Origin of the sequence: Mycobacterium angelicum, assembly GCF_002086155.1 — a bacterium.
Classification (GTDB): Bacteria; Actinomycetota; Actinomycetes; order Mycobacteriales; family Mycobacteriaceae; genus Mycobacterium; species Mycobacterium angelicum.
This window is the reverse complement of record NZ_MVHE01000008.1, coordinates 31415-42768: the sequence shown is the minus strand read 5'-3', so window position 1 is coordinate 42768 and position 11354 is coordinate 31415. Positions and strand designations below refer to the sequence as shown.

Annotated in this window: 11 protein-coding genes; 6 read left to right on the top strand and 5 right to left on the bottom strand. The window is 64.3% G+C overall.

Going from position 1 to position 11354, the window contains the following annotated elements:
- Positions 1-19 precede the first annotated feature (19 nt).
- The 5 genes from gyrB to dnaA all read right to left on the bottom strand — a co-directional run bounded on the left by gyrB (position 20) and on the right by dnaA (position 7239).
- On the bottom strand, positions 20-2053 hold the full coding sequence (gene gyrB, locus BST12_RS08005) for a DNA topoisomerase (ATP-hydrolyzing) subunit B (RefSeq protein WP_083112664.1): 2034 nt from the start codon (positions 2051-2053) through the stop codon (positions 20-22).
- A gap of 244 nt (positions 2054-2297) precedes the next feature.
- Positions 2298-2855 (bottom strand): DUF721 family protein, encoded by a 558-nt coding sequence (locus BST12_RS08000; protein WP_083112580.1) that lies wholly within the window; start codon positions 2853-2855, stop codon positions 2298-2300.
- The gene (gene recF / locus BST12_RS07995; protein WP_083112579.1) at positions 2852-3997 is read right to left on the bottom strand and encodes a DNA replication/repair protein RecF; all 1146 of its coding nucleotides are present in this window, start codon (positions 3995-3997) and stop codon (positions 2852-2854) included. Before recF ends, BST12_RS08000 begins: the two co-directional genes overlap by 4 nt.
- Positions 3998-5197, bottom strand: coding sequence for a DNA polymerase III subunit beta (dnaN, locus tag BST12_RS07990; RefSeq protein ID WP_083112578.1), 1200 nt, complete (start codon positions 5195-5197; stop codon positions 3998-4000). It abuts the gene before it with no gap.
- 518 nt (positions 5198-5715) lie between these two features.
- On the bottom strand, positions 5716-7239 hold the full coding sequence (dnaA, locus tag BST12_RS07985) for a chromosomal replication initiator protein DnaA (protein WP_083112577.1): 1524 nt from the start codon (positions 7237-7239) through the stop codon (positions 5716-5718).
- Between the two features lie 513 nt (positions 7240-7752).
- Here dnaA and rpmH point away from each other — a divergent pair.
- From rpmH to rsmG, 6 genes are all read left to right on the top strand, one after another.
- Positions 7753-7896, top strand: a complete 144-nt coding sequence (gene rpmH / locus BST12_RS07980) for a 50S ribosomal protein L34 (protein ID WP_068111553.1) — start codon at positions 7753-7755, stop codon at positions 7894-7896.
- Positions 7897-7918: 22 nt separating this feature from the next.
- Positions 7919-8293 (top strand): ribonuclease P protein component, encoded by a 375-nt coding sequence (gene rnpA, locus BST12_RS07975; protein ID WP_083112576.1) that lies wholly within the window; start codon positions 7919-7921, stop codon positions 8291-8293.
- Positions 8290-8706 carry a membrane protein insertion efficiency factor YidD gene (gene yidD, locus BST12_RS07970; protein WP_245850131.1) on the top strand — a complete coding sequence of 139 codons (417 nt, stop codon included), beginning with the start codon at positions 8290-8292 and terminating at the stop codon, positions 8704-8706. The genes rnpA and yidD overlap by 4 nt, the downstream gene beginning before the upstream one ends.
- A gap of 43 nt (positions 8707-8749) precedes the next feature.
- Complete coding sequence (yidC, locus tag BST12_RS07965) at positions 8750-9793, top strand: membrane protein insertase YidC (RefSeq protein WP_245850143.1); 1044 nt, start codon at positions 8750-8752, stop codon at positions 9791-9793.
- 98 nt (positions 9794-9891) lie between these two features.
- Entirely contained in the window at positions 9892-10479 is a 588-nt protein-coding gene (locus tag BST12_RS07960) for a Jag family protein (RefSeq protein ID WP_083112574.1), read from the top strand.
- A gap of 91 nt (positions 10480-10570) precedes the next feature.
- Entirely contained in the window at positions 10571-11299 is a 729-nt protein-coding gene (gene rsmG / locus BST12_RS07955) for a 16S rRNA (guanine(527)-N(7))-methyltransferase RsmG (RefSeq protein ID WP_083112573.1), read from the top strand.
- The last annotated feature ends 55 nt before the right edge of the window (positions 11300-11354 follow it).

Sequence of the window (11354 nt, the reverse complement as noted above, 5' to 3'; positions counted from 1 at the left end):
TTGATCGAAGGCGGACTGGTTAAACGTCTAGGAAGCGAACGTCCTTGGCATTGCGGGTGATAAAGCTGCGGCGCGCGTCCACGTCCTCACCCATCAGAATCGAGAACAGCTCGTCGGCCGAAGCGGCGTCGTCGAGGGTGACTTGCCGCAGCACCCGCACCGACGGGTCCATGGTGGTCTCCCACAACTCCTTTGCGTCCATCTCGCCCAGACCCTTGTAGCGCTGAATGCCGTCTTCTTTGTTGATCTTCTTGCCCGACTTCAGTCCAGCCTCGAGCAGACCGTCGCGTTCGCGGTCGGAGTAGGCGAACTCCGGTTCGGTGCGTTGCCACTTCAGTTTGTACAGCGGCGGCTGCGCCAGGAATACGTGCCCGTTCTCGATGAGCGGGCGCATGAACCGGAACAACAACGTCAACAACAGCGTCGAGATGTGTTGGCCGTCCACGTCGGCGTCTGCCATCAGCACGATCTTGTGGTAGCGCAGCTTGCTGATGTCGAACTCGTCGTGAATACCGGTGCCCAGGGCGGTGATGATCGCCTGGACTTCGGTGTTCTTCAGCACCCGATCAATGCGGGCCTTCTCGACGTTGATGATCTTGCCGCGCAACGGAAGTATCGCCTGAAACATCGAGTCGCGACCGCTCTTTGCCGAACCACCGGCCGAGTCCCCTTCCACCACATACAATTCCGACTTGCGCGGATCGGTGGAGCGGCAGTCGGCCAGCTTGCCGGGCAGCCCGCCGAGATCGGTAGCACTCTTGCGGCGCACCAACTCTCGCGCCTTCCGGGCGGCGATACGCGCCTGCGCCGACGAAACCGCCTTGTTCACAACGGTTTTGGCTTCCGACGGGTTGGCCTCGAACCAGTGCGTCAGCTGCTCGTTGCAGACCTTCTGGACGAACGACTTGACCTCGGTGTTGCCCAGCTTGGTCTTGGTCTGGCCCTCGAACTGCGGTTCGGCGACTTTGACCGAGATGACGGCCGCCAAGCCCTCACGAATGTCGTCGCCGGTGAGGTTGGCGTCTTTTTCCTTGAGCAGCTTCTTGTCTTTGGCGTACTTGTTCACCACCGACGTCAGCGCGCTGCGGAACCCTTCTTCGTGGGTGCCGCCCTCGTGGGTGTTGATGGTGTTGGCGAAGGTGTGCACCGACTCCGAATAGCCGCCGTTCCACTGCATTGCGATCTCGACCTCGTGCCCCTCGCCCTTGCCTTCGAAGGCGACGACACTCTGCTGGATGGGGCTCTTTGTCCGGTTGATGTGTTTGACGAAATCGATCAGCCCGCCCGGGTAATGGAAGGTGCGGTGCTTAACCTTGTGCGGCCCTTTGGATTCGGCCGCCTTTTCCTCGGCGGACTTGGGCGCCTCGGCGGTATCGCTGACGACCTCGTCGACCACCTCGTCCTGGGCGACCCGCTCGTCGGTGAGGTTGATGGTCAGGCCCTTGTTCAGGAATGCCATTTCCTGTAGCCGGCGCGCGACGGTCTCGAAGTCGTATTCGGTGGTCTCGAAGATGTCGGGGTCGGCCCAGAACCGGATGGTAGTGCCGGTCTTCTTGGTGGCCTCACCCTGTTTGAGCGTGCCGGGCACCGCCTTGTCATAGAACTGCGACCACTCGTGGCCGTCGCGTTTGATGTCGACCTCGAGCCTGGTCGACAGGGCGTTCACCACCGACACCCCGACGCCGTGCAAACCGCCACTGACGTTGTAGCCACTGTTCTCGCCGCCGAACTTGCCGCCGGCGTGCAGTTGGGTCATGACCACGTCGACGGTGGGGGCACCGGTGGCATGCATGGCGACCGGGATACCTCGCCCGTTGTCGGCGACTTCGACGCTGCCGTCGTCCAGTAGTCGCACATCGACTCGGTCGGCGTAGCCGGCCATGGCCTCGTCCACCGAGTTGTCGACCACCTCCCAGACGAGGTGGTGCAAACCACGCTCGCCGGTAGAGCCGATGTACATGCCTGGGCGTTTGCGGACGGCCTCGAGGCCTTCAAGAACGGTGATCGCCGAAGCGCCGTATTCGTCTTGTGCCTTCTTCTTTTGGGCAGCCACGTTCGGAATGCTCTCCTTGGGGTTGCATGCGAGCGGTTCAGTCACCGCAGCGGTCGCATCACACCACTCTACCGTGAGGGACCGTCAGCACCGATTTTGTGGGCGCGTTTCCACCTATCTGATTGCGCCGTGCGCTTGATTTCTTCATTCAAGTCGCGTCCCGACGTTCGAGAAACGGCTCTGATTCGTCCTCGTGGCTCTGAGACGTCCCTCGTTTCGGGCCGGTTCAACCCGTTTCAACACACTATCCATAGGTGTCGCGAGGCCCCCGGCCGGCGATGTGCCGCGGGCCTTTGCGCCAGGACGGGCTGACCGGACCGGTGATTTTCAGCGACGTGACCACACCGTTGCCGACGGCGGCGGCGATGCGGCTCAGCAGCTGGGCTTGGATGATGCGCAACTGCGTGGCCCACGCCGTCGATTCGGCGGTCACACTGAGCACCCCGTCGTTGAGCGCGGTCGGGGTGGCATGGTCGGCGATCTGCTGGCCGACCACCGATCCCCATTGGCCGAACACCATGCCCTCGGCGACCTGCGTGGACCAGCCGCGTTTTTTTGCCATATCCCGCGCCAGCCGGCCCAGGGGCTGGGGATCACGAGCGTCGGGCCCCGGCCCCGACCAACTGCGGCGCTGGCCCGCAACGCGCCTCGGTACCCCGGGTCCGGCGCGGCCGCGGCCGGCATCCATGCCCCGGGCCCGGGCTGCGGCGCGGGCCTCCTCCAGCGTGCGTTTCACCAAATCGATGCCGCGCAGCTGGTTCGCCTCGCCCTCGTTCTGGCCGATGTCTTCGTTGTCTGTCATTCCTGCACCTCCGAAACCCGGCCGGATTCGCCGTCGCGCAGCTCGACGTGCACCCGTCGCGCGTCCCAGCCTTCGGGAATGTCCTCTAATACCGCGGCGGTCACCAATACCTGCTCGGCGGATTCGGCGACCGTCGCCAGCGCACGCCGACGCTTGGTGTCCAGTTCGGCGAACACATCGTCGAGCAATAACACCGGCTCGCTGCCGTCGGCGCGTAACAACTCGTAGGCCGCCAACCGCAGTGCCACCGCCATGGACCAGGATTCCCCATGGCTGGCAAAGCCTTTCGCGGGCTGATCACCCAGCCGTAACTCCAGATCGTCACGATGCGGACCGACCAGGCACACCCCGCGTTCCAGCTCCGCCTCCCGCCGGGCGGCCAGCGCGGTCAACAACGCCGCTTCGAGCAGTTCCCGGTCGGTTCCGGCGCCCGCGATGTCCATGCTGGCGCGGTAGCCGATGGCGGCCGCGCGTGATTCCGGTGCCAGCACCTGGTAGGCCTTCTCCACTTCAGGCGCCAGTTGATTCACCAAATCGATACGCGCGGCTATCAATTCGGCCCCGTGCCGAGCCAACCGGCTGTCCCACACGTCGAGGGTGTCCAACGCACCGCGATCACCGCGGTAACGCGCGCCCGACACGGATTTCAGCAAGGCCGTGCGCTGCCGCAGCACCTTGTCGTAATCGGCGCGCACCCCGGCAATCGTCGGGCGGCGCACCGTCGCCAGATCGTCGAGATAACGGCGCCGCTCGGAGGGATCCCCGCGGACCAATGCCAGATCTTCCGGAGCAAACAGCACCGCGCGCAGCACCCCGACCACTTCACGGGTGCTGCGCACCGGCGACCGGTTCAGCCGGGCCTTGTTCGCCCGCCCCGCCGCAATCTCCAGGTCGACCGCGCATTCGCGACCCTCGTTGACAACGATGGTCGAGATGACCGCGCGCTCGGCACCCGCGCGAATCAACGGCGCGTCAGTACCAACCCGATGCGAACCCAATGTCGTCGAATACCACAGCGCCTCAAGCAGATTCGTTTTACCGAAGCCATTGCGGCCGACAAACACCGTCCGGCCCGGAGCGAGTTCGAGGTCGGCGTGGGCCCAGGACCGGAAATCGCGCAGTCCTAAATGCCGGACATACACCTATCCGGGCAACCGAACCGGCATCAACAGATAAACGTAATCGGTGGGCACCGCCGGGAACGGGCCGCTGCCGGTCGGCACCGAATCCTCGGCCGACGCCGGGCGCAGCAACGCCGGCTTGCCCGGAGTCGTGAAACCGAACGACACCCGCTCAGAATGCAGCGAGCCCAACCCGTCGGTCAGATACGTGGGATTGAACGCGATGGTCAACGGTTCACCGGCGTAGTCCACCGCGAGGTCCTCTTCGGCACGCCCCACATCGTCGGCGCCGGCCGACAACCGCAGCATGCCGTCGGCGAACTCCATTCGCACCTGTGCGCCGCGGTCGGCCACCAGGGCAACCAGCTTGATCGCTTCGGTCAGCTGGGCGACGTCGATGCTGGCCACCGCGGTGTGTTCGGCCGGCAACAACTGGCGAAACTTCGGGAATTCGGCGTCGAGAAGCCGGGTGGTGCTGCGCTTGCCGTTGCCGGTGATGCCAAGCAGGCCTTCCTTGCCCACGCCCGGTCCAGATCCCAGGGACAACCGAACGTCGCCGCCGTCGGTACCGGCTTTGGCCGCTTCGGCCAGTGTCTTGGCCGGCACCAGAACCGAGGCCTCGATGTCGGGCGACAACGCGGTCCAGGTCAGCTCGCGGACCGCCAGCCGGAATCTGTCGGTGGCCGCCAAAACCACTGTCTCCCCGGATATTTCGACACGAATGCCGGTCAGCATGGGCAACGTGTCGTCGCGCCCCGCCGCGATGGCGACCTGGCCGATCGCCTCGGCGAACAACTCCGCCGGCAACGACCCGGTCTCCTCGGGCAGCGAGGGCAGCGTCGGGTAATCCTCAACGGCCATCGTCGGCAGCGAAAACCGGGCGCTGCCGCAGGTCAAGGCGACCCGGTTGCCGTCAACGTAGAAGTCGACGGGTTTGTTGGGCAGCGCCCGAGTGATGTCTGACAACAACCGTCCGGACACCAAAACACTTCCCGGAGAAGCGATTTCGGCAGGAACCTGTACTTCTGCCGACACCTCGTAGTCGAAGCCGGAAATCGTCAGGCCCTCGTCCGAACCGGTCAGCAGCACCCCGGAGAGCACCGGCACCGCGGGCCTGGTGGGCAGATTCTTTGCCACCCACGACACCGCATCGGCAAAGGACTCTCGCACCAAACGAAACTTCAAGTCGGTGAGACCAGCTCGGGTCGTAGCCGCGTCCATTGCGTCCCTTCACCTAACAGTGAGTTCGAAATCCGTCAAGGCGATTGGCAAGCGCCCCCGCCAGCGCATCGACGACCGTAACGGCAGTCGAACACCAACCGTAGAGCTTCTCGCGCCAAGTTGAAAGCTAATCACTCACCCTGACAAGCACCGTCAGGCGGGCTCACTAAACGCACTGTGCGTGCGGTGTCCCCAACGCTGTTTTGCAAAGAAGAAACAACGAAGAGATCTCAATAACAGTATTAAGGGGTGTGGATTCTGGGGACAGGCGCCTCTCGGCGCTGCTAGGTGACCAGACGGGGTTGTGGATGACGGCCGGGACAGTTGTGTGGTGCGTGTTGGGCCGCTGGGGATGAATCAGATGTGTGCACGGAAGGGCAAAGCTTCCACGGGATTCTGCGCGCTCTGTACACAGGGCTGCGCACAACGCGGCCGTGTGGCTGGTGTGACATACGGGAGAGAAGTTTTTTGGAAAAAGTGCGCGGGGAGGTGCGCCGGTGCGCGGGAAGATGTGCGAGTCAGCGCTTGGAGCGCTGCCGGATGCGAGTGGTCAGCTCTTTGACGTGATCGAAGACCTCACGACGCTCGGCCATCTCGGACAGGATCTTGCGCTGGGCGTACATGACCGTGGTGTGATCGCGGCCGAAGGCCTGGCCGATCTTGGGCAGCGAGAGATCAGTGAGCTCGCGGCACAAATACATGGCGATCTGTCGCGACTGGGCCAGCGCCCGGGTCTTGCCGGGGCCGCGTAACTCTTCGACAGTGGTGTCGAAGTATTCGGCGGTGGCAGCCATGATGGTCGCCGAGCTGATCTGCATCGTGCTCGCGTCGGCGATCAGGTCGCGCAACACGATCTCGGCCAGCGCCTTGTCGATCGGCGTCTTGTTCAGCGACGCGAAGGCGGTGACCCGGATGAGGGCACCCTCGAGTTCGCGGATGTTGCGTTCGATGCTGGACGCGATGAGTTCCAAGACATCGTCGGGCACCGCGAGCCGTTCCATCTGTGCTTTCTTGCGCAGGATGGCGATGCGCGTCTCCAGCTCCGGCGGCTGCACATCGGTGATCAGCCCCCACTCGAAGCGGGTGCGCAGCCGGTCCTCGAGGGTGGCGAGCTGTTTGGGCGGGCGGTCTGAGGAGATGACGATCTGCTTGTTGGCGTTGTGCAACGTATTGAAGGTATGGAAGAACTCCTCCTGGATACCTTCCTTGCCTTCGATGAACTGAATGTCATCGACCAGCAGCACGTCGACGTCGCGGTAGCTGCGCTTGAAGGCGACCTTGCGATCGTCGCGCAGTGAGTTGATGAAGTCGTTGGTGAATTCCTCGGTGGAGACGTACTTGACCCGCATGCCCGGAAACAGTCGCTGGGCGTAATTACCCGCCGCGTGCAACAGATGCGTCTTGCCCAGTCCCGATTCACCCCAGATGAAAAGAGGGTTGTACGCACGCGCCGGCGCTTCGGCGATGGCCAGAGTAGCCGCGTGCGCGAACCGGTTGGAGGCGCCGATGACGAAGGTGTCGAAGGTGTAGCGACGGTTCAGGCTGGTGCCGCCGGCGGCCGCGGAGTCGGTGCTCGATGGCCGCTCGGTGAAGTACGTCGGCCAAGCCGACTGACCGCCGTGCTCGTCGGCTTCGTCGGTATCCCGGTCGGATCCGTTCTCGTCGGCCGGGGAGAAGGTGTCGGGTGCGGTGAAGGTGTCCGACGGGGCGAAGTTGCTGTCTTGGGCGGGCGCGCTGTCGTCGTCGGATTGGGGTGGAGCGATGCGCACCCCGAGCTGAATCTGATGGCCGAGCCGGCGGCTGAGTGCATCGGTGATCGGGGTGCGCAGATGACGTTCGATTTCGTTTTGCACGAAGCTGCTGGGCACCGACAGCAGAGCAAACCCCTCGACGATCGTGAGCGGCTGGACGAGGTTGAGCCATGCTCTTTGCTGAGGAGTCAGCGGATTGGCCAGGGTGGCGCCGTTGGTGGACTCCCCGTTGAGTTCGGAGACGACCGCGCCCCACACTGTGGCAAAAGCGGAACCGGGGTCATCGGTCAACGACGCATCTCCCTGATTTCTCGCTCGACGACGACGAAGCAACTGTCCACATGGTTATCCACAGATGTGGAAAGGGTCGGTCGGAAAACGTGCCGCAGCCTACCGGCAACGGCTCGCGATCTCCGTGGCTGGAGACAACCACCGGGTTGTCTGGGCAGCTAGTCGATCCGCCATCCTCGCTTCATTGTCGACAGCCGATCCAAATTCGAAGCGGCTTGCAAACTACACCCGCCCGAAGCTAACAGTTTTCGGTGCGGCTGCCAACCGTTGTTTTGTATTCGGCTGGGTTCTTTTTCGTTGCGCGCCTAAGGGTCTTGATGTGGGCGAGGTTTGACCAGGACAAGCCTCGTCAGTACCCTCAAACAGTCGCCCGAAAGTCGGCGATGCGGCTGCGACCCGGGTGAAGTTATCCGGGGACCGCGCCGGCCAGTTTGCGAGACCACCTCCGACCGACGAGTTGCCAAGCGTAAGCGCCGGCCGGATGGTAATGCCAGACACACCAAGGAGAACGTCGTGGCCAAGGGCAAGCGGACCTTCCAGCCGAACAACCGGCGCCGAGCCCGCGTTCATGGTTTTCGGTTGCGGATGCGCACGCGTGCCGGGCGGGCCATCGTCTCCGGTCGGCGCCGCAAGGGTCGCCGCGCTTTAACTGCCTGATCGCAACACGGGTTTCTTAGCGGTGCTTTGTGCACGCAACCGCATGCGGCGGTCCACCGAGTTTGATGCGACGGTGAAGTACGGGATGCGCACGGTGCAACCTGACGTCATCGTCCATGTCCGGCGCGGCAGCGAGCGCGAGGAAAGCCTCAACAAGGGTCGCGGTCCGCGAGTCGGTCTGATCATCGCCAAGCCGGTGGGGTCCGCCGTCGAACGCCATCGGGTGGCTCGCCGGCTGCGCCACGTTGCCCGGCCGATGTTGGATTCTCTGCATCCGCGCGACCAGGTGGTGATTCGCGCGCTGCCCAGCAGCCGGCACGTGTCCTCGGCGTGGCTGGAACAACAACTACGAAGCGGCTTGCGGCGCGCCTTCGAACTGGCGGGCAGCGAGCGGTGACGGCCTCGGCGGGAAACCCTGGGAGTGTGGTCCGGGCCGCCGGCCGCAAGATCGCGCGTGGGTTGATCTTTGTGATCCAGCTGTACCGGCACATGATCTCACCGCTGCGCCCGGCATCCTGCCGCTTCATTCCGACCTGTAGTCAGTACGCCGTCGATGCCCTCACCGAATACGGGTTGATCCGGGGGAGCTGGCTGACCGTAGTCCGGCTCGGCAAGTGCGGACCGTGGCATCGGGGAGGATGGGACCCGATACCGGAGCGCCATGAATGCCGGGCCGACGAGCGGGCCGACGAGCGGGCCGACGAGCGCGCCGGCGAGCACGCCGACGGGACCGTTACGGGCCGGGACGACTGTGAAGACGCCAGCTGGGGCAGCCCAGCGTTGCGAGGGGAGAGCAAGTCTCTTGTTTGATTTTTTCAGCCTTGACTTCGTGTACTACCCGGTGTCGTGGATCATGCTGCTTTGGTACAAGCTGTTTGCGCTGCTGCTGGGGCCGTCGAATTTCTTCGCCTGGGCGCTGTCGGTGATGTTCCTCGTCTTCACCCTGCGGGCGCTGCTGTACAAGCCGTTCGTGCGTCAGATCCGCACCACGCGGCAGATGCAGGAACTGCAACCGCAAATCAAGGCCCTGCAGAAGAAGTACGGCAAGGACCGTCAGCGCATGGCGCTCGAGATGCAGAAGCTGCAGCGCGAACACGGCTTCAATCCCATCCTCGGGTGCCTGCCGATGCTTGCGCAGATCCCGGTGTTCCTCGGGCTGTATCACGTATTGCGTTCGTTCAACCGAACCACGGGCGGCATCGGTCAGCAGCAGCTGTCGGTGGTGCAGAACCGCCTCACGGGTAACTACGCATTCACGCCGACCGATGTGGGCCACTTCCTGGACGCCAACTTGTTCGGGGCGCCGATTGGTGCCTCGATGACGCAGCGCGGTGGACTGGACGCCTTCATCGACTTCAGTCGGCCCGCGGTGATCGCGGTCGGGGTGCCGGTGATGATTCTGGCGGGCATCGCGACCTACTTCAACAGTCGTGCGTCGATCGCCCGGCAGAGTCCGGAGGCGGCGGCCAATCCGCAGACCGCGATGATGAACAAGCTGGCGCTCTACGTCTTCCCGCTGGGCGTCGTGGTCGGCGGTCCGTTCCTGCCGCTGGCGATCATCCTGTACTGGTTCTCCAACAACATCTGGACGTTCGGTCAGCAGCACTACGTGTTCGGCATGATCGAAAAAGAGGAAGAAGCCAAGAAGCAGGAAGCCATCCAGCGCCGGGCGGCCAACGCGCCGGCCCCGGGTGCTAAGCCGAAGCGGACCACCAAGCCGGCACCGGCGAGCGGCAATGGCTCCGTAGCGGAGAGCGACGGCGAAGCCCAACCCGACCCAGCCGATTCCGAAGCGCAGGCGACCGATCCCGAAAAGCCGACTCCGGGCGCGAGTAACAGCAGTGCGGTCAACCGCACACCGCGGCCCGGAGCTCGACCGAAGAAGCGCAAACGTTGAACAGCGCGCCACAGACTTACCGGGGCTAGCCGTACCGCGCCCCAGAAGAACATCGCGAATACCGCGACTTACCGACCCGTGGATGAGGGGAGAAAGCTATGACCGAGGCCGACACCACCGAACTGAAGAACGATCTCGCCGGTGACGCACAGACTCCGGACGCCGGCGACGATACCGCCGCGGCCGATGCCGGTGCGCCAGATTCGGACGAGGGCGATGACTTGGAAGAGCGGCTAGTGGCCGAAGGCGAGATTGCCGGCGACTATCTGGAAGAGCTGCTGGATCTGCTCGACTTCGACGGCGACATCGACCTGGATGTCGAAGGCAGTCGTGCGGTGGTGAGCATTGACGGCAGTAACGACCTGAACAAGTTGGTGGGCCGTGGGGGAGAGGTGCTGGACGCGCTTCAGGAACTCACCCGATTGGCGGTCCATCAGAAGACCGGCGTGCGCAGCAGGCTGATGCTCGACATCGCGAGCTGGCGCCGCCGCCGGCGCGAGGAGCTCGCGGCCCTGGGCGACAAGGTGGCGCGGCGGGTCGCCGAGACCGGCGAGCGCGAGGAGCTGTCGCCGATGACGCCGTTCGAGCGCAAGATCGTCCATGACGCGGTTGCCGCGGTGCCCGGTGTGCACAGCGAGAGCGAGGGCGCCGAGCCGTCGCGCCGCGTAGTCGTCCTTCGTGACTAGCTTGTGATCCGGCCGTGACCGAGGGCTGAAGAGGTCACGCGGAGTTACAGCTGTGTAGTTCACGTGGGTCGCGGGCCCGGACGAGCGGAGGATGTTTCACGTGAAACATGGCGGAAGTTGCGATCGGGTGGGCGTGGGCGATAACGGCCCCGCCGTGCCGGCCGCGGCTGCCGCGGTGTTCGGACCGCGACTCGATTCGGCACGGCGATACGCGGAGTTGTTGGCGGGGCCGGGGGTAGAGCGCGGCCTTCTCGGGCCACGGGAAGTCGACCGGCTGTGGGAGCGCCACCTATTGAACTGTGCCGCGATCGGCGAGCTGCTTGACGAAGGCGAACTTGTGGTGGACATCGGCAGCGGCGCCGGGCTACCCGGGATCCCTCTGGCGATCGCCCGACCGGATCTCCGAATAGTTCTGTTGGAGCCGCTACTGCGGCGCAGCGAGTTCTTGCATGAGGTGATCGCGGAACTCGGTCTGGCGGTAGGTGTGGTCCGCGGTCGGGCCGAGGATCCCGGGGTCCGGGAGCAGATCGGTCGCAGAGACGCCGCAGTGTCGCGGGCCGTGGCCGCATTGGACAAAGTGACGAAGTGGAGTATGCCGTTGCTAAGGCACGACGGGCGAATGCTTGCGATCAAGGGGGAGCGTGCTCCCGACGAACTCCGGGAACACCGGCGTGTGATGGCCGCTTCGGGGGCGGTGGATGCCAGGGTGGTGACATGTGGCGCGAACTATTTACATCCTCCCGCAACCGTGGTGGTAGCCCGGCGCGGAAGGCAGACGCGACACAAACCGGCACCGTCGGGGAACAGGGGTACGGCATGACATCTATACATGGTGCTGTCGCCGCGACAGTCGCCGTCGGCCACACGCCCATCCC

Bases quoted from the DNA above. Each gene is read 5' to 3' on its own strand.
- BST12_RS08000 (WP_083112580.1), bottom strand. From the start codon at position 2,855: ATGACAGACAACGAAGACATCGGCCAGAACGAGGGCGAGGCGAACCAG.
- dnaN (WP_083112578.1), bottom strand. From the start codon at position 5,197: ATGGACGCGGCTACGACCCGAGCTGGTCTCACCGACTTGAAGTTTCGT.
- yidC (WP_245850143.1), top strand. From the start codon at position 8,750: ATGCTGCTTTGGTACAAGCTGTTTGCGCTGCTGCTGGGGCCGTCGAAT.
- BST12_RS07960 (WP_083112574.1), top strand. From the start codon at position 9,892: ATGACCGAGGCCGACACCACCGAACTGAAGAACGATCTCGCCGGTGAC.
- rsmG (WP_083112573.1), top strand. From the start codon at position 10,571: ATGTTTCACGTGAAACATGGCGGAAGTTGCGATCGGGTGGGCGTGGGC.